Annotated in this window: 22 protein-coding genes and 1 pseudogene; 18 read left to right on the top strand and 5 right to left on the bottom strand. The window is 62.1% G+C overall.

All coding sequences use genetic code 11. From position 1 onward, the window contains the following. Positions 1–15: 15 nt before the first annotated feature. Positions 16–786 carry a YdcF family protein gene (locus tag IPP03_12070; protein MBL0353348.1) on the bottom strand — a complete coding sequence of 257 codons (771 nt, stop codon included), beginning with the start codon at positions 784–786 and terminating at the stop codon, positions 16–18. An 84-nt stretch (positions 787–870) separates the two neighbouring features. After that, positions 871–1506: a phenylacetic acid degradation protein PaaY gene (gene paaY / locus IPP03_12065; protein ID MBL0353347.1), complete on the bottom strand. Its 636-nt coding sequence runs from the start codon at positions 1504–1506 to the stop codon at positions 871–873. Positions 1507–1772: 266 nt separating this feature from the next. On the opposite strand from paaY, the gene IPP03_12060 reads away from it, so the two are divergent. Continuing rightward, a complete protein-coding gene (locus IPP03_12060; GenBank protein ID MBL0353346.1) occupies positions 1773–2738 on the top strand; it encodes an MBL fold metallo-hydrolase in 966 nt (321 codons plus the stop codon). 152 nt (positions 2739–2890) lie between these two features. On the opposite strand, the gene IPP03_12055 is transcribed toward IPP03_12060, so the two are convergent. Next, positions 2891–4246 carry an IS1182 family transposase gene (locus tag IPP03_12055; protein MBL0353345.1) on the bottom strand — a complete coding sequence of 452 codons (1356 nt, stop codon included), beginning with the start codon at positions 4244–4246 and terminating at the stop codon, positions 2891–2893. 126 nt (positions 4247–4372) lie between these two features. Then, on the bottom strand, positions 4373–5587 hold the full coding sequence (locus IPP03_12050; GenBank protein ID MBL0353344.1) for an IS4 family transposase: 1215 nt from the start codon (positions 5585–5587) through the stop codon (positions 4373–4375). 377 nt (positions 5588–5964) lie between these two features. On the opposite strand from IPP03_12050, the gene IPP03_12045 reads away from it, so the two are divergent. The 8 genes and pseudogenes from IPP03_12045 (at position 5965) to IPP03_12010 (ending at position 15025) form a co-directional block, all read left to right on the top strand. Further along, a complete protein-coding gene (locus IPP03_12045; GenBank protein MBL0353343.1) occupies positions 5965–7227 on the top strand; it encodes an IS4 family transposase in 1263 nt (420 codons plus the stop codon). 84 nt (positions 7228–7311) lie between these two features. Beyond that, entirely contained in the window at positions 7312–8844 is a 1533-nt protein-coding gene (locus IPP03_12040) for a MarR family transcriptional regulator (GenBank protein MBL0353342.1), read from the top strand. A gap of 23 nt (positions 8845–8867) precedes the next feature. Continuing rightward, positions 8868–10505, top strand: coding sequence for an FAD-dependent oxidoreductase (locus tag IPP03_12035; GenBank protein MBL0353341.1), 1638 nt, complete (start codon positions 8868–8870; stop codon positions 10503–10505). Positions 10506–10515: 10 nt separating this feature from the next. Then, positions 10516–10740, top strand: a complete 225-nt coding sequence (locus tag IPP03_12030; protein MBL0353340.1) for a DUF2783 domain-containing protein — start codon at positions 10516–10518, stop codon at positions 10738–10740. 13 nt (positions 10741–10753) lie between these two features. Then, positions 10754–11269, top strand: a complete 516-nt coding sequence (locus IPP03_12025; GenBank protein MBL0353339.1) for a VOC family protein — start codon at positions 10754–10756, stop codon at positions 11267–11269. Between the two features lie 3 nt (positions 11270–11272). Next, positions 11273–12289 (top strand): annotated as a pseudogene (locus IPP03_12020) (fumarylacetoacetate hydrolase family protein). Positions 12290–12363: 74 nt separating this feature from the next. Beyond that, positions 12364–13023 (top strand): maleylacetoacetate isomerase, encoded by a 660-nt coding sequence (gene maiA, locus IPP03_12015; GenBank protein ID MBL0353338.1) that lies wholly within the window; start codon positions 12364–12366, stop codon positions 13021–13023. A 16-nt stretch (positions 13024–13039) separates the two neighbouring features. Beyond that, on the top strand, positions 13040–15025 hold the full coding sequence (locus tag IPP03_12010; protein ID MBL0353337.1) for an acetoacetate--CoA ligase: 1986 nt from the start codon (positions 13040–13042) through the stop codon (positions 15023–15025). 68 nt (positions 15026–15093) lie between these two features. Here IPP03_12010 and IPP03_12005 read toward each other — a convergent pair whose 3' ends face one another. Beyond that, positions 15094–16257: a methionine adenosyltransferase gene (locus IPP03_12005; GenBank protein ID MBL0353336.1), complete on the bottom strand. Its 1164-nt coding sequence runs from the start codon at positions 16255–16257 to the stop codon at positions 15094–15096. Positions 16258–16416: 159 nt separating this feature from the next. Between IPP03_12005 and IPP03_12000 the strand changes: the two genes are divergently transcribed. The 9 genes from IPP03_12000 (at position 16417) to mgtE (ending at position 24252) form a co-directional block, all read left to right on the top strand. After that, a complete protein-coding gene (locus IPP03_12000; GenBank protein ID MBL0353335.1) occupies positions 16417–17271 on the top strand; it encodes a lysophospholipid acyltransferase family protein in 855 nt (284 codons plus the stop codon). After that, a complete protein-coding gene (locus IPP03_11995; protein MBL0353334.1) occupies positions 17268–18143 on the top strand; it encodes a lipid A biosynthesis acyltransferase in 876 nt (291 codons plus the stop codon). Before IPP03_12000 ends, IPP03_11995 begins: the two co-directional genes overlap by 4 nt. Next, on the top strand, positions 18140–18646 hold the full coding sequence (locus IPP03_11990; GenBank protein ID MBL0353333.1) for a GNAT family N-acetyltransferase: 507 nt from the start codon (positions 18140–18142) through the stop codon (positions 18644–18646). The genes IPP03_11995 and IPP03_11990 overlap by 4 nt, the downstream gene beginning before the upstream one ends. Before the next feature lie 58 nt (positions 18647–18704). Continuing rightward, a complete protein-coding gene (gene dapF, locus IPP03_11985) occupies positions 18705–19535 on the top strand; it encodes a diaminopimelate epimerase (GenBank protein MBL0353332.1) in 831 nt (276 codons plus the stop codon). Continuing rightward, complete coding sequence (locus IPP03_11980; protein ID MBL0353331.1) at positions 19532–20191, top strand: DUF484 family protein; 660 nt, start codon at positions 19532–19534, stop codon at positions 20189–20191. Before dapF ends, IPP03_11980 begins: the two co-directional genes overlap by 4 nt. 8 nt (positions 20192–20199) lie before the next feature. Then, positions 20200–21093 (top strand): tyrosine recombinase XerC, encoded by an 894-nt coding sequence (xerC, locus tag IPP03_11975; protein ID MBL0353330.1) that lies wholly within the window; start codon positions 20200–20202, stop codon positions 21091–21093. Between the two features lie 160 nt (positions 21094–21253). Continuing rightward, positions 21254–21406 (top strand): hypothetical protein, encoded by a 153-nt coding sequence (locus IPP03_11970; protein MBL0353329.1) that lies wholly within the window; start codon positions 21254–21256, stop codon positions 21404–21406. Positions 21407–21479: 73 nt separating this feature from the next. Continuing rightward, complete coding sequence (locus tag IPP03_11965) at positions 21480–22673, top strand: class I SAM-dependent methyltransferase (protein ID MBL0353328.1); 1194 nt, start codon at positions 21480–21482, stop codon at positions 22671–22673. A gap of 190 nt (positions 22674–22863) precedes the next feature. Then, positions 22864–24252 carry a magnesium transporter gene (gene mgtE / locus IPP03_11960; protein MBL0353327.1) on the top strand — a complete coding sequence of 463 codons (1389 nt, stop codon included), beginning with the start codon at positions 22864–22866 and terminating at the stop codon, positions 24250–24252. Positions 24253–24470 lie beyond the last annotated feature (218 nt).

Genomic DNA, 24470 nt, shown 5'->3' with positions numbered 1-24470 from the left:
ACGGCGCCGTCCGCCTCAGGTGGGGTTCAGTGTCGCTGCCAGGGGAATCCAGGCCAGCCCCAGCCATTCATGCAGCGCATAATAAGAGGTCTGCATCGCCTTGGCTTGCGGAAGAAAGTCGGAGACGGCAAGTGGTCCCTCGTTTACGCCCTTGAAGTCGGTGGGAGCCGGGATGACTTCGAGGCCGTTTGCTTCGAAAAGCTTACGCGCGCGGGGCATGTGGAAGGCCTGGGTGACCAGCACCACGCGTCGGACGCCGGCCGGCTTGAGAATCTCGGCGGACATTCTGGCGTTATCCACCGTGTCCTTGGATTCACGCTCTTTCCAGCGGACCGGGACCGCGAATTCCCTTTCGGCAATCGCCGCCATCACATCGGCTTCGGAACGGCTGGCGTGCAGCGGAACGCCGCCGGCGATCAGGACGGGAAGTTGCAGCCGGCGCGCCAGAGTGGCGCCGTAGCGCAGGCGGACGAGGCTGCGTTCATTGACGGTATCGTTGCCGTATTCGGGAGCCTCGCGCCTGAGGCCGCTACCGAGCACGACGATTGCTTGGGCTCCCTGGGCGGAAACGAACACGTCGCCGGCCGGCGCTTCCAGGGGGGCGATGAGACTGCTGGCGACGAAGGGCAGGCTTTGCAGAAACAGCAGGGTACCACCGACCAGCGCCACGCCAAATGCCCAGCGCCGCCGCCGGAAAAGGGCCGCGAGCAGAAGCAAAAGCAGGCCATTGGCCGGCGGGAGCAGGAGGGTTCCAAGAAGGCTTTTGAAGAGGAAGGCGCTGGACATGGTGAGCCGGGATCTTGTTCCGTCGTCCAGCGGGTATGGCCGGTGCGGCAGATGGACGGAGTGTGCCGCCTGTTGCGACGCCGGTCAATCATGGCCTTGCTCCTGGTCGCCACGCCTCTTCAGTTCCACGAGCGGGATCACGTCCGGCATGTGAATGCGCGGGCGGTCGGGTTCGGCGGCGCCGAGCGGATCGCATTCGACCATCGTCGCCAGGCAGCGCCGGGTGAGCTCCTGGTAGGTGCGGGTTCCCTCGACCTTCCAGGCGATTTCGTCTTCCGCGAGGGCACGGATGACCCTGGCCGGCATGCCGGCGGCAAGGCTGCGCGGAGGTATCTCGACGCCGGCCTTGACAAAGGCGCAGGCGGCGACGATAGCCGATTCGCCGATCACGGCGTTGTCCATGATCACCGCATTCATGCCGACCAGCGCGTTCCTGCGCACCTGGCAGCCGTGCAGCACGGCGCCGTGGCCGATATGCCCATCCTCGCCGACGATGGTATCGGTACCGGGAAATCCGTGCATGACGCAGGTATCCTGCAGGTTGGCGCCGCGCTCAAGGAGCAGCCGGCCGAAGTCGCCGCGCAGGCTGGCGCAGGGGCCGACATAACAGCCAGGGCCGACGATCACGTCGCCGATCAGAACGGCGCTTGGGTGAACGAAGGCCGACGGGTCGACCACGGGGACGATGCCGTCGATCGCATAGACGCGCAGGGTATTCATTCGCAACTCCTGACAGGTGATGAGCGGATTCTATAAAATGGCAGCGGTTTTCGCTTCGAGTATGCTCGGGAATTGCCTGGAGCAAGGAACTGGACGGCCGGCAAGAGCTTGGGTTACCGCCGAAGTCGGCAGGGTTGTTTGGTTTGCCATTGTCAACGGGAAGCGGTTGCTGGCATTGTGCTCACCGTCCCGCCCGCATCATCCTGAAATCACCGTGCTGAACAAGGTGAACGTCGCGCACCCTGGCATCTAGAGGAGTTCCACCCATGAGCAAGCAATTCGCTTCGATCGCCGACCTCGAGGTCAAGAAGACGACCTTCGAACAACTTTCCGCGCACTGCTGGGCTTACACCGCCGAGGGCGACCCCAATACCGGCATTGTCATCGGCGAGGACGCCGTGCTGATCTGCGACGCGTTGGCGACGCCGGTGATGGCGCGGAACCTCATCGCCGAGATCCGCAAGATCACCGACAAGCCGATCAAGTATGTCGTGCTCTCGCACTACCATGCCGTGCGCGTCCTCGGCGCTTCCGGCTACCAAGCCGAGGGCATGCAGGAGATCATCGCCAGCCAGGGCACGTGGGAGATGATCGTCGAGCGCGGTCAACAGGACATGATGTCCGAATACGAGCGCTTCCCGCGCCTGTTCGAAAACTTCGAATCAATACCCGGACTGACCTGGCCGACCCTCGTCTTCAGGAACGAGATGACCCTGTGGCTGGGCAAGGGCCTGGACGTAAAGATCATGCACGTCGGCATGGGCCACACCACGGGCGACACCATCGTCTGGATCCCATCCGAGAAGGTCCTGTTCTCCGGCGACCTGGTCGAGGCCGACGCCGCCTGTAACACCGGTGACGCCCAGCTCGCGGAATGGCCGGCGACGCTCGACGCGCTGGCCGCCTTCAGCGCCGAAAAGCTGGTGCCCGGCCGTGGTCCGGTGCTGGTTGGCACGGCCCGCGTGGCCGAGGGCCTGGCCTACACCCGCGATTTCGTCAGCACGCTGCTGAACTCCGCGAAGGAAGCCGTCGCCCAGGACATGAACCTGAAGCAGGCGATGGCGCATGCGCGCAAAGCCATGGATCCGAAGTTCGGCCACGTCTTCATCTACGAGCATTGCCTCCCCTTCGATGTCGCGCGTGCGGTGGATGAGGCGAGCGGCATCAAGCATCCGCGGATCTGGACGGCCGAGCGCGACAGGGAAATGTGGCACGGGCTGCAGGAGGGCTGATGTTCTGGGCCGGCACTTGCCGGAACAGCTAGCAGCCTGTCGGGCTTGAGTTCGACCGATGGCGCGATTTCATAATCCGGGACGAATTGACACCTTTTGGGGCGAAATCGGGTTGTTTTTTCATGGAATTGCAATGCTCCTGTTCTATTTTCTCACTGCGGACGCAATACGGCCATGCGCTTCAAATTCCACGCGAGGCAAACCAGCGTCCATTCGTTCTTGACGTTAGAAAGACCGCGGAGCAGAAACTGGCGCAAGCCCATCACCGACTTGATGATGCCGAACACCGGGTCAACCGTCTGTTTGCGTAGCGCATAGGCGGCACGCCCCGTTCGTGTCTTGAGCGTGTGTTTCATGATCTCGACCGGCGAGGCGTCGCCCGCCAGCAGCAGCGGCTCGGTAAAACGTTCCCGCCAGTCCGGATGGTGCTCGTCGCGCTGGACGGCAATCAGCGGCTCACTGTTGGCGGCGAGACACGCCGCGACGTTCTTCGCGCTGTAATAGCCGGTGTCGGCCAGCCAGGTCTTGGGCTGATTTAGCCCTTCGGGGTTAGCCTGAACTTTCGCCAGCATGGGCTCAACCTGTTCTTTGTCGTTCGTGGCTTGAGTAACATGCGTGGCGAGGATGAGCATCGATTCGGTGTCAACGACCGCCTGCGCGTTATAGCACTGCTCAAAGCCGCCACCAGCCACCTTCATGATCCGCGATTCTTCGTCGGTCAGGTTGATCGGGTCGTTGGCTCGCGGGCCCGGCTCGGGAGGCTCCGGCTCCTTGCTACGGGGCTTCTTGCCCGTCTTTGCTTCCTTGGCCACACGAGCCGACATCTTGGCCTCGTACTCGGCCTGTTCCCCCGCGAACCGCTCCTGGGCTCGCGCTTCGATCTTGACCTTGGCCGCCGCAATCGCGGCCAAGCGATCTTCCCGGCGGGTGATCTCCTCGGGAATGCTGACCCCGTCCGGCACGACCGACTGGTCGGCCGCTGCGGCCAGCGCTAACAGTTCCTGCACTTCGGCCTTCAGATGGGCTTCGATCTTCTCGCAATGCCCGTACGACAAGGCGCTGTGCCGGCTAGCATTGGCGTGAATCTTGGTGCCATCCAGGCTTACCGTGCCAAAGCGCGAGAGTTGGTTCTCTCGGGCCACCTGTAGCACTTGAACAAACGCCGATTCAAATTCCTGGCCAAAGCGCGTCCTGAACGTCGCCAGGGTGTCGTGATCCGGATGCCGGTTGCAGGCAATGTACCGGAACGCCAGCGAGTCGTACGTTGCCCGTTCGATCTTGCGACTGGAGAACGTGCCCGTGGCGTAACCGTAGATCAGCAACGACAGCAGCGTCGCCGGAGGGTAGGCCTCACTGCCTCTGCCCGCATAGGCCCGCTCCAGCGCCGAGAGGTCCAGCCCTTCGACCACATCCACAACGTACCGTGCCAAGTGCGCCTTGGGTAACCAATCCTGCACCGAAGGTGGGAGTAGGTAATCCGTATCTCGATCTATCGATTGAAAGGCCATTACCGTGCCCGTTGAAATAGTGGATATGATTATATCATATTTCTGGTTAAGTCCGACAGGCTGCTAGCGGAAACCATGGATGTTGAGCGCCTACCAATACCCCAATCCTCTCAACTTAGTCCATAGTCATACGGCGGGTTTGTAAGCAAAGGACAGGTGAGGCTTTCGCTGGTTTGGCCGAGGTCGAGCACGATCAGGGATAAATTTCTGAAGGTTTTTGACGATTTCCGAGAAGATTTCCTTGGTAACTCGGGTGGTGATTTGCTGCACACCCGCCAAGACTCGGGGCAAGATACGACGTACGGTATTGAAGGCCATCGTCCGATTCACTCGCCATGGCGAATCGCTGGGCAGCCGCTCTTCCGCAGCCAGGTAGGTGGCCAGGGCATTGAGATTGTCACACACCATCTTGGCCCCAACATCCTGGCAGGCGGCCAGCCAAGTCAGGCCGGACGTGTGCTCCAGATTGAGCCGGTGTTTGATGCGCTTGAACGCCTCCTCGATACGCCAACGGCTGTGATAAAGGGCTGAGAAGCTTGTGGCCGGATACCGCGCGGTATCAAGCAAGGAGGTCATCAAGACCCGTACCTTGCCAGTCGGCGTCACCTGACGAATCAGGCGAACCATAGAAGGCAGACGCGGACACTCGTAATCAATGGCATCCTGACGATGCGGTGGCGGCAATGTCACCTGCGCCTCATCTTCTCCGGATCGCATGAACTGGGTGATGGCAGAAAAGGAAGCGGACGAATCACAGCGTATGCAAAAGGGGATACCTCGATGCAACAGCGCCGCGACCAACCAGGCACCCGGATACCCGCGATCAAGCACCAGCATGTCCTGAGCACCGAGTCGGTCAAGCCGCTCAAACAACATCTGACGTTCGCCGACCAGCGAACTGTGCAAAATCAGCGAGTCGAACAATTCGATCCCTGGCCGAAACAAACCGAAGATGGCCGCTTCTCGAATATGGCGGCGCCCTTCCAGGTCAAGCAAGGTCAGACGTACCTTCGATGCATCCGCCGCCAAGACCCGCAAGCCTTGCCAGTCCGGCTGCTGCGGAACGACCTCATCGACCAGGCGCAGCAATTCTGTATTGAGCGGCTCAAAGAGATTGGCGACCAGATGGCTGCGCGCCTTTGAGAAGGCACTGGCCGTGATCGCCCGACAAAGGCGGGTTCTTCCGGCAAGCAGGGCAAAGCAGGAATCAAGCTCCGCCTGAACTGCGCCGCGAATGCCGGTGAGCAGGAAAGCGATCAGATTCGTGAATGGCAATTCACGGTTTCGGGTGAAAAACCGAGGCTCGCGGCGGGCGGCGGCAAGGAAATTGGCGCCATGAATGTAGTCCGTTAGCCGTGAAACGATATTGGCATATTTAGGCCGTCATATAACGCCTATTTATATCAATTGGTTACATGCTCGATTATATCTTGGCGCGGCCAGATGGCAAAGTTGCCAAAATTAGATGACAGACCGCTAAGTCAAGAGGATTGGGTCGGCTCCGCAGCCTCCGGTGCGGGTTGCTCGACTGCCGCCCGAAAATCGTCCGGCAAGTCAAAGTCGCCCAGCAGGTCGCCATCGACAAACTGGAGAAGTTGAGCGGGCGTGCAGGGCAATCCTCTTGACTTAGCGCGTTTGCATATTTTACAGCCGCCGCGATAAGCCGGCCATATCGGGGTAGAATTGGGTCTCGTAACGGATTGATATTTATAGGTTAAATATGCCGTCCTAAATATGTCAATGTGCTTTTCAGGCTTGCGGACTTCATTCAGAGCACAGCCTTTCGCGAAGCGGCTCGCCGTGATTCCCGGAATTTCACGCGCAGCCGTGGATTGCCCTTCACCGATCTGATCGCTTTCCTGCTCAGCGGTGTGCGTGGGGCCGTGCAGGGCGAACTCGATGCGTTCTTCACGCTGCTGGCGCGGCGAACCCGCTTGTCTCGGGTGGTGACCGCCAGTGCGTTCTCGAAGGCGCGTAGCCGCCTCTATGCGAATGTCTTCGATCCGCTCAACACAGAGTTGCTGCGGCTGGTCGATGAAGCCCTTCCCGGTCAGCCGCTCTGGCAGGGATTGCGGGTTCTGGCCGCCGATGCCTCCAAGGTTCGCTTGACCTTGCTCAACGCGGAGGGCAAGCGGTGTGTGCGCGAGGCGACGCTGTTCGGCTTGTTTCGTCCGGGCATCGAGTTGTTCGATTCGCTGATCCTGCACAGCCCCCTGGTTGGTGAGCGGCAGATGCTGTTCGAGCGCCTGGACCGGATTGACCGCCACGACATGCTGCTGCTCGACCGCGGTTACCCGGGCGCGTGGCTGGTGGCCGCCTTGCTGCATCGGGAGATTCCCTTTTGCATGCGCTGCGATTCGTCGTCGACCTTTGCCGCCATCACGCAGTTCATGCGCTCCGGCCAGGACGACACCGTGGTGACCCTGCCACCGCCGAATTGCCGGGATGCCGTCGATTATGAGTGTCCCCGCCAGGCCTCGACCGTGCGCCTGATCCGCCAAGTGACACCCGCCGGTAAGGTGCGCGTGCTCATGACGTCCTTGCTCGACAGTGCGCAGTATCCGGCGCCTGCATTCGCAGATCTCTATCATCGGCGCTGGCGCATCGAAGAGGCCTTCAAGCGCCTCAAGCATCGCCTGTCGCTTGAGCATACGTCTGGCTTGACCTGGCTCGCGGCCTGTCAGGACGTCGGCGCCAAGATGCTCTGCGACAACCTCAATGCGCTGGCGGTCTATCTGGCCACGGAGCACCTCATCGCCCCAGATTCGCCGTGGCGTATCAATCGCACCTTGGCTTTCTCGCATCTGCGCCGTCTGCTGCCCCAAGTGCTCACCGGCCGCCTTCGCTTGACCTCGCGCATCGTCGCCGCACTGTTCTCCGAGATTGTCCTGAACCTTCAAAAATTCATCCCCAACCGAAACCGACCGCGACCTATTCGACCCAAGCCACACAAGTCTCATGCATACAAAACCGCTCCATGACAAGATGCTAAGTCACGAGGATTGACCAATACCCTAAGCCGGACGAGCCGGAACCAAACAGGTATTACGATAGAAGCCTGACGAATGACCGAGGAGGCGATCATGTTGGCGATGGCTCTGGCGGAACGATACGCGACGAACATGCATGGCGTGCTTTCGTGCTTTGACCGGATCATTATCACCGGCACGCTGCCTGGTGCGTGCTACGCGGCAGGAATGACGAGTTATTTGTACACGCACGGAATTCGGGTATTCGACTACCCGCGATTTGCCGAGCCGCTGCGAGATCGCATTCGTGAGCGTGCGCAGGAGGTGTGTCTGGCGGCGGGTATTGAAATCGAGCACGTCAGCAAAAGCCATATTCGCAAGGAAGAGTTGGTCGCGCGAGTGCTCGCCGGTCGCGGCGACGCACCGGGTTTGGTGCATGTGCTCTCGGCCATGGAAGCCTGTCCGAGCTACAAACCGTGGCATGACAAAGGCAGTGGCAAGACTTACCTGCGCCCCGATCAAGGCAAGTGCCTGCACTACTACTTCTATTTCATCGACGAGGAACTGGGGTTGTGCTACCTGCGTGTGCCGACGTGGGCACCGTTCGGGTTGCAGTTCTACTGTAATGGTCACAGCGCTCTGGCAAGAACTCTGACGCGAGAAAGGATCGACTTCCTCCAGCAGGACAACGCCTTCCTGCGTGTCGCCGACATCGCGCAGGCGCAGGCGCTGGCGGATGCGTTCAGTCCCGACGTACTTCACCCGCGACTGGATCGCTATGCGCAGTGGTTGTGCCCAGTGCTTGACGTCTTTGGATCCTCGTATCACTGGAGCTTGCGCCAAGTCGAATACTCCACCGACCTGATGTTTCGCAGTGAGCAGATATTGGTTCCACTGTATGACGCCATTTCGCGCCAAGCGGTCTTGGCCGCCAACGCAGAACGCGTCTCCAGCTTTCTGGGCAAGAAGGTCACGCCACAACTGGCCCAGGAGATCGGTTCCCGGTTGTCCACCCGTATCGAGGGGCGCTGCATCAAGCACACCATGGGCGCCGCTGGCGTCAAGGTGTATGACAAATTCTCCCGCGTACTGCGGGTCGAAACGACCGTCAATGACGTGAGTTTCTTCAAACACCACCGCAAGGTGGAACACAAGGACAGGCACGCCACCCGAGAATTGGCGCCCCTGAAGAAGACAATCTATAGCCTGATCGACCTGCGCGACATCCTGCTCGGCTGCAACCAACGTTACCTGGCGTTCCTCTCCAGCCTCGATGACCCCAGTGCCGGCGAGCGTGACTTGGAGCGATTGAGCATGCCACGGTTGGGGGCGGCTCCCGGTGTCAAAGGGGTGAACTTCTTTGATCCTGCCGAGAAAGCCTTGCTGCAAACCATGCAACGCGGCGAGTTCAACATTCACGGTTGGCGTCGTGCCGATCTTCTCAGCTATCTGAAGCTCACTCCGTCCGCCATGTCGCGCCAACTTGCCCGACTGCGTACGCTCGGCTTGATCAAGAAAGTCACTCATACCTATCGCTACTACCTCACTCGATTGGGACGTTCAGTCGTCGCTGCGGCCTGCTCATTGACCCGCTTCAACATAGTGCCAACCATGGCTTGCGCATCCTGAATTCTTCTCATGATTTGTGATGATTGAACTGGTTAGTGACTAAGTACGAGTACGTCACTCCGCCCGAAATCAGGAGCGCTGAATCGGGGGGCTATCCGGTGTTAGTGGTCGGCGCCGGACCGGTCGGCCTGGCGGCGGCGATCGATCTGGCGCAGTCGGGCGTGCCGGTCGTCGTCCTCGACGATGACGATACCGTTTCGGTTGGCTCGCGCGGCGTTTGCTATGCCAAGCGCGCGCTCGAGATACTCGACCGCCTCGGCGTCGGCGATGCCTGCGTGGACAAGGGCGTGAGCTGGAACGTCGGCCGTACCTTCTTTCGCGAGGATGATGTCTACAACTTCAACCTGCTGCCGCAGTCCGACCACAAGCGTCCGGGAATGATCAACCTGCAGCAATACTACCTCGAGGAATTCCTGGTCCGGCGCGCCCGCGAATTGCCCGATCTCGATCTGCGCTTCGGGAACAAGGTGGTTTCGGTTTCGCTGGCGGAAAACGGAGCGACACTCGAGATCGAAACGCCGGATGGCACCTACACGCTCACTGCCGACTGGCTGATCGTCGCCGACGGCGCGCGCAGCGCGATCCGGCGCATGATGAACCTGGACAGCGAAGGCAGGGTCTTTCCCGACCGTTTCCTGATCGCCGACGTGGTGATGAAGGCCGAATTTCCCGCCGAGCGCTGGTTCTGGTTCGATCCGCCCTTCCATCCGGGGCAGTCGGTGCTCCTGCACCGCCAGGCCGACAACGTCTACCGCATCGATTTCCAGCTCGGCTGGCAGGCGGACCCTGAGGAGGAGAAGAAGCCGGAAAAGGTCATTCCCCGGATCAGGGCCATGCTCGGTGGCGGCCGCGAATTCGATCTTGAATGGGTAAGCGTCTACACCTTCCAGTGCCGCCGCATGCAGCAGTTCCGCCACGGCCTGGTCCTTTTCGTCGGCGCGCGCGGCGCCAACTCGGGAATCCAGGACAGCGACAACCTGTGCTGGAAGCTCAAGCTGGTCCTTGACGGCAAGGCGCCGGACAGCCTGCTCGACAGCTATTCCGAGGAGCGTGTCTTCGCCGCCGACGAGAACATCATGAACTCGACGCGGTCGACCGACTTCATTACGCCGAAATCCCGGAACTCGCTGAACTTCCGCAACGCAGTGCTGACGCTGGCCCGTGACCATGCCTTCGCCCGCGCGCTGGTCAATTCGGGCCGCCTTTCGGTGCCATCCTTCCTGACCAAGTCGCACCTCAACACGCCGGACGATGACACCTTCGCCGGCGACATGACGCCCGGCGCGCCGCTGGACGATGTGCCGATGCGGGAAGAAGGCACTGACTTCTGGCTGCTCGACCGCGTCGGCAACCGGTTCACGGTGCTGGTCCATGTTGCAGACCCTGCTGCGGTCGACGCCGATTTGACCCGGAAATTCAGATCGTTGGCCCACGGATCGATCCCGCTCGAGATCGTGCTCGTTTCTGGGAAGCCAGCCAAGGTGCCGGCAGAGCTGCGCGTCTTCACGGATTACAAGGGGCGACTTGTCGAACGCTACGACAGCGCACCGGGCACCGTCTACCTGATCCGTCCCGACCAGCACGTCGCCGCCCGCTGGCGCGCCTTCGACGCTGGCCGTGTCAAGGCCGCGCTGGCCCGTGCCACCGGCAACAACCATTGAGGAGCCGGCCATGTCACTGATCCTGACCCCCAATTTCAACGAACCTGGAAAAAGTTACTCCCGCGCCTTCTCGCCGGGCGACGACTTCTACGAAGCGCTGATCGAAACCCATTGTGATCTCAGCGACGTGCAGAGCGCGTTGCTCAACGCCAGGCTGGTGCTCCTGCTTTCCAACCATATTGGCGACATCAACGTGCTGCGCGAAGCGATGAAGATCGCCCGCGAAGGCGTCTGAGGAGAAGACCCCGATGAAGATCCAGAGAATTCACCACGTCGCCTACCGCTGCAAGAACGCCAGGGAAACCGTCGAGTGGTACGGGAAGTACCTGAACATGGGCTTCGTTCTGGCGATTGCCGAGAACGAGGTGCCGTCGACCCGGGAGCTGGACCCGTACATGCACATCTTCCTCGATGCCGGCAATGGCAACATCCTCGCCTTCTTCGAGTTGCCGACCAAGCCGCCGATGGGCCGCGACCCGAACACGCCGGCGTGGACCCAGCACATCGCCTTCGAAGTCGAATCGATCGAAGCCCTTCTCGAAGCCAAGGCCAAACTGGAAGCCGACGGCATCGAGGTGGTCGGGCCGACCGATCACACCATCTTCAAGTCGATCTACTTCTTCGACCCGAGTGGTCACCGCCTCGAACTGGCGGTGAACACCGGCACCCCGAAGATGGCGCGGATGCTCGACGAGTGGGCGCTGACGAAGAAGGCGCCGCAGCACGCGCGCTGGATGCATGACGGCAGCTACGCCGCGGAGTAGGAGATGAAACTCGCCACCCTGAAGTGCGACGGCCGCGATGGCACATTGGTCGTCGTCAACCGTAGCCTGACCCATTGTCGTGTCGTGCCGCACATCGCCTGCACGCTGCAGGCGGCGCTCGACGACTGGGAGGCGGTCGCGCCAAAGTTGCGCAAGGTCTACGCGGCGCTCAACGGCGGCGCCTTCAGCGACTCCGTTGCCTTCGACCCGGTTGCCTGCCATTCGCCGCTGCCGCGCGCCTACCAGTGGGCCGACGGCTCGGCCTACGTGAACCACGTCGAGTTGGTGCGCCGCGCTCGTGGTGCCGAGCTGCCGCTCGAGTTCTGGAGCGATCCGCTGATGTACCAGGGCGGCTCCGACTCCTTCGTCGGGCCGTGCGATCCGGTTTACGCACTGGCGGAAGAGTGGGGCATCGACCTGGAAGCCGAGGTCGCCGTCATCACCGGCGATGTAAACATGGGCGCGACGTCGGCCGCGGCCGGCTAGGCCATCCGCCTGCTGCTGCTGGTCAATGACGTGTCGCTGCGCAACCTGATTCCCGGCGAACTGGCGAAGGGCTTCGGCTTCCTCCAGTCCAAGCCGGCCTCGGCCTTCAGCCCGGTGGCGGTGACGCCCGACGAACTGGGGGACGATTGGCGCGACGGCCGCGTCCACCGCCCGCTGACGGTGCATCTGAACGGTGCGTTATTCGGCAATCCCGATGCCGGCTCCGACATGGTCTTCAATTTCCCGCAACTCGTCGCACATCTGGCGAAAACCCGGGAGGTGGGAGCCGGCTCGATCATCGGTTCCGGCACGGTATCGAACAAACAGGGCGGCCTGCACGGATCGACCATCGCCAATGGTGGTGTCGGTTACTGCTGTCTGGCCGAGCTACGAATGTACGAAATCATCGAGACCGGCAAGCCGCGGACCACCTTCCTGAAGTTCGGCGACGCGGTGCGGATCGAGATGTTCGACCGCAACGGCGCCAGTATCTTCGGCGCCATCGACCAGCGGGTCGAGCGGTATCCGGGGTGAGGTCCCGCCCAGCCGGCGGGTTGTCGCAACCGGCGCCGATGCGCCACAATGCGGGTTGAGAATACGGAGTCACCATGCTCAGGCTCTACACCTATTTCCGCAGTTCTGCCGCCTATCGGGTGCGCATCGCGCTCAACCTGAAGGGCCTGGCGTATGAGGCGCTACCGGTGCATTTGGTGCGCGATGGCGGCCAGCAAAACCACGCTGCCTATCGGGCGCTCAGCCCGCTGGGTACGGTGCCGACCTTGGAAACCGATTCCGGCACCTTCACCCAGTCGCTGGCGATCATCGAATATCTCGACGAAATCCATCCGCTGCCGCCGCTGCTGCCGGAGTCGGCCGCGGGCAGGGCGCGGGTCAGGGCGCGGGTCAGGGCGCTGGCGCAGACCGTCGCCTGCGATATCCATCCCGTCAACAACCTGCGCGTCCTGCAATACCTTGGCAAGCATTTCGCGGCGACCCAGGAGCAGAAGGAGGCCTGGTATCGCCACTGGGTAAGCGCGGGCCTGCTCGCCGTCGAGCAGTTGCTTGCCGGCCACCCGGCCACCGGCGCCTTCTGCCACGGCGAAGTACCGACGCTGGCCGACTGTTGCCTGGTGCCGCAGGTCTTCAATGCGCGTCGCTTCGACTGTCCGTTCGACGCAATGCCGACCATCCGCCGTATCACCGCCGCCTGCGAGTCGCTGCCGGCTTTTTGCAACGCCGCTCCGGCCATGCAGCCGGACGCTGAATGAGATCACGGGAGACAACATGACCTACGCCATCGCCGAAACACCCTTGTGGAAACCCGATCCGGCCACCGTCGGCGACACCCGCATGGCGATGTTCATGCAGGCGACCGACCACGGGTACTATGGCGATCTCTGGCAATGGTCGGTCGACCAGCCCGAGGCGTTCTGGTCGACGCTGTGGGATTTCTGCGGTGCCGTCGGTGAAAAGGGCTCGGAAATTCTTGTCGACCGTGACAGGATGCCTGGTGCACGCTGGTTCCCACAGGCCCGTCTCAACTATGCGGAAAACCTTCTGAAGAATCGCGATGACGGCGAGGCGCTGGTTTTCTGGGGCGAGGACAAGGTCAAGCGCCGCATGTCGCGCGCTGAACTCTACGCCGAAGTCGCCCGCTTCCAGCGCTTCCTGATCGAAGCCGGCGTCGGCGAGGGTGATCGTGTCGCCGGCTACCTGCCCAACCTGCCGGAAGCCTTGGTCGCCATGCTCGCCACCACCTCGCTCGGCGCCATCTGGTCGTCGGCGTCGCCCGACTTCGGCGTCCAGGGTGTGCTAGACCGTTTCGGCCAGATCGAGCCCAAGGTGCTAGTCTGCGTCGATGGCTACTGGTACAACGGCAAGGCAGTTGATTGCCTCGAAAAGAACGCCGAGGTCGTCGCGCAAATGCCGTCGCTGCTGAAGACGGTGGTCGTCTCCTACCTCGCTGCCGTGCCCGACGTCGGCAGGATTGCCAACGCCGTGCGCTGGGACGACATTGCTACAACCATGGAATCAACGGCTGGCCCTAGGGTCGACGGCGAAAATAGGGTCATTTTCAAACGCGTCGCCTTCGAGCACCCATTGTTCATCATGTTTTCCAGCGGCACCACCGGCGTGCCGAAATGCATCGTCCATTGCCACGGCGGCGTGTTGCTCCAGCACCTGAAGGAGCATCAGCTGCACAGCGACGTCCGTCCTGGCGACCGGCTGTTCTACTTCACCACCTGCGGCTGGATGATGTGGAACTGGCTGGTTTCCGGCCTGGCCTGCGGCGCCACGCTGCTGCTCTACGACGGGTCGCCATTCGCCGCCAAGGGCAAGGTGCTGTTCGACTACGCGGCCGCCGAGAAGATGACGCATTTAGGCACCTCGGCCAAGTTCATCGATGCCGCCGCCAAGCTCGGCCTGACACCGGGCAAGACGCATGACCTGTCTGCCCTGCGCGCCATGTTTTCGACTGGCAGCCCGCTCTCGCCGGAAGGCTTCGACTGGGTCTATCGCGAGATCAAGCAGGACATCCTGCTCGCCTCGATTTCCGGCGGCACCGATATCGTCTCCTGCTTCGTACTCGGCAACCCGGTGCTGCCGGTCTATCGTGGAGAGATCCAGTGTCGCGGGCTGGGTATGGCCGTCGACGTGTTCGACGATGCCGGCCAGCCGGTGCGCTCCGAAAAGGGCGAACTGGTGTGCACCATGCCATTCCCCGTCATGCCGGTCGGTTTCTGGAACGATGTGGACGGCAAAAAATACCATGCCGCCTACTTCGAACGCTTCGATAATATCTGGTGTCACGGCGATTTCTCGGAGCTAACCGCCCACGACGGCATCATCATTTATGGTCGTTCCGACGCGACGCTCAACCCCGGCGGCGTGCGTATCGGCACGGCGGAAATCTATCGCCAGGTCGAGCAACTGCCGGAAATCCTCGAATCGTTGGTCATTGGCCAGGATTGGCCGCCGGGCAAGAACGACGACGTGCGCGTCGTGTTGTTCGTCAAACTGCAGGAAGGCCATACGCTGGATGCGGGTCTGGTCGAGCGCGTCAAAAAGCAGATCCGCGACAACACCACGCCGCGCCATGTACCGGCCAAGGTCGTTCAGGTGGCTGATATCCCGCGCACCAAGTCGGGCAAGATCGTCGAGCTGGCCGTGCGCAACGTAGTGCACGACCAGCCAGTCAAGAACGTCGAGGCGCTGGCCAATCCGGAAGCCCTCGAATATTTCCGCAGCCGTCACGAACTCGCCGACTAGGCGAGCCGAGTCGGGTATGCTCTTCTCGCCATGGATGCGCCCATTTTTAGGTCGGCTATGGCAAGGCCCTACAGGCCTGCGTCGCCACGCAGCAGCGCTGCACGATCCGTACTTTCCCACGTAAATTCCGGCTCGTCGCGGCCGAAATGGCCGTAGGCGGCGGTCTTCTGGTAAATCGGGCGCAGCAGGTCGAGCATGTTGACGATGCCTTTCGGACGCAGGTCGAAATGCTTCTTGACCAGTTCGGTCAGGGTTTCGTTGCTGACGCGGCCGGTGCCGAAGGTGTCGATCATGACCGAGGTCGGCTCGGCGACGCCAATGGCGTAGGAAATCTGCACCAGGCAGCGCGCGGCGAGGCCGGCGGCGACGATGTTCTTGGCGACGTAGCGGCCGGCGTAGGCGGCGGACCGGTCGACCTTCGACGGGTCCTTGCCGGAAAACGCGCCGCCGCCGTGCGGGGCAGCGCCGCCGTAGGTATCGACGATGATCTTGCGCCCGGTCAGGCCGCAGTCGCCCTGCGGGCCGCCGACGACGAAACGGCCAGTCGGGTTGACCAGATACTTGATGTCGCCCTTGATCAGTTCCTGCGGCAGCACTGGCTTGATGATCAGCTCGACCGTTGCTTCGCGCAGGTCTTCGAGGCTGATGTCCGGCGAGTGCTGGGTGGACAGCACGACGGTGTCGATCGAATCCGGCCGGCCATCGACGTAGCGGATGGTGACCTGCGACTTGGCATCCGGGCGCGCCCAGGGCAGGCGGCCGTCCTTGCGCAGCATGGCCTGGCGCTCGACGAGCCGGTGCGAAAGATAGATCGGCAGCGGCATCAGCGAGTCGGTTTCGTCGCAGGCGTAGCCGAACATCAGGCCCTGGTCGCCGGCGCCCTGACCAAGGTTGTCGTCATAGGCGGCGTTGACGCCCTGGGCAATGTCCGGGCTCTGCTTGTCGTAGGCGACGAGCACGGCACAGCCCTTGTAGTCGATGCCATACTCGGTGTTGTCGTAGCCGATGCGCTTGATCGTGTCGCGGGCGACCTGGATGTAGTCGACGTTGGCGTTGGTGGTGATTTCGCCGGCCAGAACGACGAGGCCGGTATTGCACAGTGTTTCGGCGGCGACGCGCGAATACTTGTCCTGAGCCAGGATGGCGTCGAGGATGGCGTCGGAAATCTGGTCGGAAACCTTGTCGGGATGGCCTTCGCCAACCGATTCCGAGGTAAAGAGATGCTCGCTCATGTAAATGCTCCAGTGGTCCTTCGATCCGGCGTTACCAGCTTCGGACCACGAGCGGTGACGCTTTAGCAGTATTTCTGAATCGCCCTGCAAGTTGTCTGTTTAACTCGGCGAGTTGATAATGATAGTCTTTTTGCGGCGGGATTCAAGCCCCGGAGTGTCATGGTTTTTCTTTTTCGCGTCCTTTCCTTGCTGCCGCTGGGTGTGCTGCACACGTTGGGAGGGTGGCTCGGTCGCCTAATCTATTGGTTGTCGCCGACCTATCGTCGTCACCTGCGGGACAACCTTGCCCAGGCTGGTCTCAATCCCTCGCTGCGGGGTGCCGTGGCAGCCGAGGCGGGCAAGCAGATGCTTGAACTGTCGCGCATCTGGATGCGGACGCTGGAAGAGGCCGTTACCCAGGTAGTGGAGGTGACCGGCTGGAACCATGTCGAAGCCGCACAGGCCGCCGGCAAGGGCATTGTCTTTCTGACGCCCCATCTGGGCTGTTTCGAGATCACGGCACAATATCTGTCGGCACATTTTCCGATAACGGTACTTTATCGACCGCCGAAGCGCACTTCGCTGCAGCAGTTGATCGAAATGGGGCGCCAGCGAGCCCAGTTGCACCTGGCGCCCGCCGACCTGACCGGCGTCCGCTCGCTGATCAAGGCCCTCAAGCGCGGTCAGGCAATTGGGCTTCTCCCCGACCAGGCGCCGAAATCGGGAGAAGGGGTCTGGCTCGACTTCTTCGGCCGCCCGGCTTACACGATGACGCTGGCTGCCCGGCTGACCGAAACGGGCGCCAGCACGCTGATGACCTGGGGTGAGCGGCTACCCGGCGGGCGCGGCTACAGGGTGCACTTTTCTCCGCTGCGGGTAACGCTGGAGGGCAATACGATCGAACGCGCGCAACGGATCAACCATGAAGTCGAGCATCTGGTTCATCGATGCCCGGCCCAGTATCTGTGGGGCTACAACCGTTACAAGCGCCCGGCCGGCGCCGAACCGCCACCGGCGAGCGGGCGCGCAGCATGAAAACGGCGGCTTCGCACCTCCTTGTCGCCTTCCTCTGGCTGCTCCACTGGCTACCCTTGCCCGTCCTGCGCGCGCTCGGCTGGGGGCTCGGAAGGCTGCTCTTCGTCCTGGCGCGCGCCCGGCGCGAGATCACGCTGACCAACCTGCGCCTATGCTTTCCGGAAATGCCGCAGGCCGAACGCGAAAAGCTGGCGCGGGCGCATTTCGTCGCCTTCAGCCGTGCGGTGCTCGACCGCACGCTCGGCTGGTGGGCATCCAGGGAGCGCCTCGAGCGCATCATCCGCGTCACGGGCGTCGAGCGCCTGAAGGATCCCGATGGTCGTCCGGTGATCATGCTCTGTCCGCATTTTGTCGGGCTCGATGCCGGCGCCACGCGTCTTTCCATGTTCGTGACGGCGTGCAGTGTCTATTCGAACCAGAAGAATCCCGTTTTCAACAAGTTGCTTTATGATGGTCGCAAGCGTTTCAGCGATACGGTCCTCCTGTCCCGGCAGGAAGGAATGCGCAGGATTCTCAAGGCATTGAAGGATGGCTATCAGTTCTACTATCTGCCGGACATGGATTTCGGGCGCAAGGAGTCGATTTTCGTGCCCTTTTTCGGGGTCCAGGCGGCGACCATTCCCGCCCTCTCGCGACTGGTGCGGCTGACTGGCGCCCGGGTGGTGCCGTGCATTGCGCGCCAGGTGCCGGACGGCTATGAGGTGGAAGTCATGCAATCATGGGAGAATTACCCCGGCGAGAGTGTCGAGGCCGATACCGCGTTCGTCAACCGTTTCATCGAAGGCCAGGTACTGCGTATGCCGGAGCAGTATTTCTGGTTGCACAAGCGTTTCAAGACCCGGCCACCTGGAGAGCAGAGGTTATACAAATGACAGAAAGCCTGAAAATCGAAATCCACCACATTACTCCGCCGGACGTGCCCGCCATCTCGGCGCTGGCCCGCGAAATCTGGCAGGCCGCCTACCCGGGCATCATCACCCAGGAGCAGATCGACTTCATGCTTGAGCAGCGCTATGGCCACGAGCGGCTCTACGATGATCTCGAGGATGCCGACAAGTGGCTCGATCAGGCATTTCTCGACGGGCGGCGGGTCGGTTTTGCCTTCAGTGAGATCTACAAGGGTGAATTCAAGCTCGACAAGCTCTATATCCACCCAGACGTACAACGCCGCGGGGTCGGCGGCCAGTTGATCGAACACGTGGCGGTCCGCGCCCGGAAACTCGGTTATCCGTGCGTGATCCTCGCGGTCAACAAACGCAACACCAAGGCCATCGGCTCCTACGAGAAATACGGTTTCGTCGTCCGTGAGTCGATCGTCGACGACATCGGTCGCGGCTTCGTCATGGATGATTACGTGATGGAGAAGAAGCTTTAATAAACTGGGATAAGCTTCTGTCTCTGCCATTTTTTCGAATCCTGCTGTGGGGCCCGTTGTGAAACTCGAATTCGTCAAAATGCACGGTCTGGGTAACGACTTCGTTGTCATCAACGGCATCCGCCAGCCGGTTTTGCTTACACCGGAACAACTGCGCTACATCTCGCACCGCCATTTCGGCGTCGGCTGCGACCAGATCCTGCTGGTCGAGGCAGCGCGGCAACCGGATGTCGATTTCCGCTATCGCATTTTCAACGCGGATGGTGGCGAGGTCGAACAGTGCGGCAATGGCGCGCGCTGCTTTGCGCGTTTTGTGCATGAACAGGGGCTGACCGACAAGCGCGAGATTCGCGTCGAGACTTTGGGCGGAATCATTACCCCACGCCTCGAGGGAGACGGCAATGTCACGGTCAACATGGGAATCCCTCGCTTTCTGCCGAGCGAGATTCCCTTCATCCATGACGAAGACGTAGTGATCTACTCTCTCGACGTCGCCGATGAAACGCTGGACATCAGCGTCGTCTCGCTGGGCAATCCGCATGCCGTGCAGGTCGTCGCCAGCGTGGACAGCGCACCGGTCAATACGCATGGCCCCCTGATCGAATGGCATGAGCGCTTCCCGCAGCGGGCCAATGCCGGCTTCATGCAAGTGGTCGATCGCCACGCGATCAGGCTACGCGTCCATGAACGCGGCGCGGGTGAAACGCTGGCCTGCGGCACGGGCGCTTGCGCGGCTGCGGTGACCGGCATCCGGCGCGGCCTGCTAGACTCGCCGGTGCGGGTGGCAACACGCGGCGGCGATCTCAACATTGCCTGGGGTGGCCCGGGTCGCCCCGTGCTGATGACCGGCCCGGCAGTTACCGTTTTCACTGGAGAAATAGAACTATGAGCGCGCCCTTTCCCGAAGATGTAGCCGATTACCTGAAGAACAATCCCGGATTCTTCGAGCAGTATGCCGACCTGATGGCGCAGATCTTCGTTCCACACCCTCATGATGGGCGGGCGGTTTCGCTGGCCGAGCGGCAGATGCTGACGCTGCGCGACAAGAACCGCGAAACCGAGAGCAAACTAGCCGAGCTGATCGCCTTCGGAGAAGAAAATGACCAGATCGGCGAGAAGGTGCATCGACTTGCGGTCGGCCTGATTGCGGTCGAGACTTTTTCAGCGGTCATCCATCTGCTGCGATTTCATCTGCGCGACGATTTTTCGGTTCCGCATGTCACCCTGCGCCTGTGGAAAAAACCCGAAGGAATCAATGACCTCCCGGAATTTGTTGCGGTCTCGGAAGAACTGCAGGTTTTCGCCGACACGCTGACGCATCCATACTGCGGTTCGACCTCCGGCTTTGGCACTGGCGCCTGGTTTGGCGGACAGGCGGCGCACCTGCGCTCGCAGGCGCTGGTCGCCCTCTGCGACGGCGGCGCGACGATCGGCATGCTGGCGCTCGGCAGCGAGGACGGCAAGCGCTTCTATCATGAGATGGGTACGCTCTATCTCGAGCGCATAGGCGAGATGGTTTCGGCCGCGCTGACTCGCGTTGCCTAGCTCGCCAAGTGATTTCGCCGGCGACGGTTGACGAATATCTGGCCGAACTGGCCGAGCAGCGCCGGCTGTCGCCGCATACCGTCCGCAACTACCGGCGCGACCTGACGCGACTGCTGGCGCTGGCCGGTGGTGTCCGACCGGTCGAACTCCAGGTGCAGCAGATCCGCCGCTTCGTCGCTCAGCTTCACGCACAGGGTCTCTCCGGGCGCTCGCTTGCGCGCATGCTGTCGGCCTGGCGCGGCTACTTTGGCTGGCTCGGCCAGCACGGTGCGCTGACCGCCAATCCGTGCGACGGGGTACGTCCGCCGAAGTCGCCACGGCACCTGCCGAACGCGCTATCGGTCGATGAGGCCGCGGCGCTGCTGGTGCCCGTGGCAGACGACGATCCCGTGCTTGAGGCACGCGACGCGGCGATGTTCGAGTTGTTCTATTCCTCGGGGTTGCGCCTTGCCGAACTCGCCGCCCTCGATTGCACCGCCCTGGAATCGCTGCTGCTTGATGGCGAGGTCAGGGTGCTGGGGAAGCGCAACAAGGCGCGGATCGTTCCGGTCGGCGCCAAGGCGCGCGAGGCGCTGGCGGCGTGGCAGGTGCTGCGGGTTCAGATTGCCGCTGACGACGAGCGTGCACTGTTCGTCAGCCGGCGTGGAGCGCGCCTGAGTCACCGGGCGATCCAGGACCGGCTCGGACGCCAGGCGTTGCGCGCCGGACTGCCACGCCACGTCCATCCGCACATGCTGCGCCACTCCTTCGCCTCGCACGTGCTGCAGTCGTCGGGTGACCTGCGGGCGGTGCAGGAGATGCTCGGTCACGCCAGCATTGCCTCGACACAGGTTTATACGCATCTCGATTTCCAGCATCTGGCCAAGGTCTACGACGCGGCCCATCCACGCGCCAAGCGCTAGCGACTTGCCGCGCCCCAAGTGTGCCTGAGCCACCGGCGCCCAGCCTGCGGGGCACGGTCGACCGGCGGAAAAGCCGGAAAATCAGGCTTCAATTGACCTTTTGTGGGCCAGCCCTTATGATGGGTCGTTTCGAAAAATCGCCGGATTCAAGGAGTTAGTCATGGCCATCAACCGTACCCGCCGTTCTTCCCTGGAGCGCCGCTGCGTTTCCAAGTCCAGCAAGCGCCTGTTCAAGGGCACCGGCAAGACCTTGTTCAAGGTCATCTACGCCGCCGAATGTCACGCCCGCAACCGCAAGGCACTGGGCGGCTAGGGCGCTGCCGGGTTTTCCGGGCCCCGGTTGCCGCGAGGTGACCGGGGTTTCTTGCTTTTGAGATCGAAAAAATATGGCTCAGCTCATTCTCCTGCCGGGCAAGGAGCGTTCCGCGTTCAAGCTGCACCATCCGTGGCTGTTTGCCGGCGCGGTCGGGCGTCTTGAAGGCCGGGCGCGGCCGGGCGATACCGTCGAGGTGCTGGCCGACAACCTGCGGCCGCTGGGTCGGGCCGCCTACAGCCCACGGTCGCAGATTCGCGCGCGTTTCTGGACCTTCGACCCCGAGGAGTCGGTCGACGATGCCTTCTTCAAGCGCAGCATCGCCGCCGCCGTGGCGCGCCGTCAAGCCTTGCCCGAACTGCGTGGTCAGTCGGGACTGCGTCTGATCCATGCCGAATCCGACGGGCTGCCTGGCGTCATCGCCGACCGGTATGGCGACACGGTTGTCGTACAACTGACCTCGGCGGGCGCCGACAAGTGGCGCAATGCCATTGTCGCAGGTCTCGTCAAGGCGACCGACTGCGCGCGCATCTACGAGCGTTCCGACTCCGAGGTCCGTGGCCTCGAAGGCCTGGAGCCGACGACCGGCTGGCTGCATGGCGCGGCGCCGGATGCGCTGCTGAACATTGAGGAAAACGGCGTCCGGCTGGCGGTCGACATCGTGGGTGGGCACAAAACCGGCTTCTATCTCGACCAGCGCGACAACCGCGCTCTGATCAGCCGACTGACGGCTGGCAGGGAAGTTCTGAACTGTTTCTGCTACTCCGGCGGATTTTCGCTGCAGGCGCTGGCAGGCGGGGCGGCGAGCGTACTCTCCATCGACTCGTCCGGCCCGGCGCTCGAGCAGGCGCGGAAGAGTCTGGCGCTCAATCCGCAGTTGCCGGCGGAACGCGCAGAATGGCTCGAGGCCGATGTCTTCCTCGCCTTGCGCGAATTCCGCAAGGAGGGCCGGCTGTTCGACCTGATCGTCCTCGATCCGCCCAAGTTCGCGCCGTCCGCCGCCCATGCCGAGCGCGCCGCGCGAGCCTACAAGGACATCAACCTGCTCGGCCTGCGTCTGTTAAAAGCGGGCGGTCTGCTGATGACCTATTCGTGTTCCGGCGGCATCGGCCTTGAACTGTTCCAGAAGATCGTCGCCGGCGCGGCGCTCGATGCCGGCCGCGAGGCGCGCATCGTCCGTCGCCTTACGGGGTCCGCCGACCATCCGGTGGCCCTCAATTTCCCGGAAGGCGAGTATCTCAAGGGTCTGCTGCTCCAGGTGGACTGAGTCCGCGCCGCGCGTAGGCGCCTGGTCCGGAAGGCTGTTGGTTCCGTCCCTTTGGCGAATTATCCTGTCAAGGCGAATTGTCGCTGGACCCCACGGAGTGCTGCGTTTACACTTCGTTTAGGCTGCGTTTACGCCGCGTTTGCACCAATATCAAATCGGCCTGCACGCACATTGATTGAGGGGAATCAAGATGCATATCAACGTAGATACCCAGCCGCTCACGGCGAACACTTATGACGCGAGGAAGAAGCGGCTGGTCGAAACCATAGACCGACTGTATCACCGCGACGCTCGCGGATCACTGCAGAAAATGATGGCGCGGATTCACCCCGCCGACATGGCGGCGATTCTCGACGCACTTCCGCCCGAACACGCGGTGGACATCTTCCATGTGCTCGGCGACAAGGAACTGGCGGCCGAAGTCTTCAACCAGATGCCTACCGGCTTGCACACGCGGGTGATGACCGAGTCGAGCGCCAGTCAACTGGCCAGCCTGCTCGAACGCCTGCCCCCGGACGACCTCGCCGACCTCATCCGTGATCTGCCGGAGGAGCAGCGCGCCGAACTGATGGCCCTGCTTGGCCGCGACAGCAAGTCGGAACTCGAAAGCCTGCTCAAGTACGCCTCAGACAGCGCCGGCGGCATCATGACCACCGACATCTTCTCGCTGCTGCACAGCCTTACCGTCGAGCAGGCGATCGAGAGCATTCGCGGTCGTGATGCCGTCGAGATGGTCTTCTACCTCTACCTGACCGACGAGGAAGGACGACTGGCGGGTGTTGTCTCGCTCCGGCAACTGCTGTTGTCGCGGCCGAGTACCGTGCTCCACAACATCATGAACCGGCGCGTGATGAGTGTGACGACCGACGCTGACCAGACCACCGTCGCCCTGCTGGTCGACAAGTATCGCCTGCTTGCCGTCCCCGTGGTCGATGCGGACAATGTCCTGGTCGGCATGGTCACGGTCGATGACGTGATCGACGTCATCGAGGAGGAGACGACCCGGGACATGCTGAAGATGGCGGGTACCAGCGAGTCGGAGACGCTGACCCACTCGGCGTTCAAGATCGCCGGGATCCGTCTGCCCTGGCTGCTTGCGGCTTTCATTGGCGGCCTGGCGGCGACAGTGGTGATTGAGCAATACAAGGAGATTCTCGGCCAGGTGCTGGTGCTCAGCGCCTTTTTACCGGTGGTCATGGGCATGGCTGGCAACGTTGGCGTGCAGTCGGCCACCGTTGCCGTGCGCGGCCTGGCGACCGGCGCCATCGACGTTCGCGACACCGTGCCGCTGGTGCTCAAGGAATTGCGCGTCGGCCTCGTGCTGGGCACGTTCTATGGCGTGATCATCGCCGTCGTCGGTTACCTGATGCACGACAGCATCCAGCTAGGGCAGGTCGTCGGCCTGACCGTACTCGGCAACATGACGGGCGCGGCCTTGCTGGCTGTGCTGTTGCCGATGATCTTCCAGCGCCTGAAGGTTGATCCGGCGGTCGCCACCGGACCGTTCGTGACCACCGCCATCGACATTTTCGGGGTCCTCAACTACTTCGTGATCGCGAGCTGGATCTACAAGTTTTAAATACCGGGCGCCGCAAGTTGGGGCGGACGTTCGGCCGCAGCCAGTCATCGGGATCGGTGCGTTGTCCGCAGCGTGCTTTGCGCTGCGGAACCAGGGGCTGATGATCGGAGTTGGAATCCCGGCAGATTCTCGGGTTGACCGGAGCGAACGGGGACGGCAAGAGCACCGCGCTTGCGGCGCCGGCCGGGCGCATGTATCTTCCGGAGTGCTGAAAAGAC

It is taken from the genome of Candidatus Dechloromonas phosphoritropha (genome assembly GCA_016722705.1).
Taxonomy (GTDB): domain Bacteria; phylum Pseudomonadota; class Gammaproteobacteria; order Burkholderiales; family Rhodocyclaceae; genus Azonexus; species Azonexus phosphoritrophus.
This window is presented reverse-complemented; position numbering and strand designations above follow the sequence as displayed.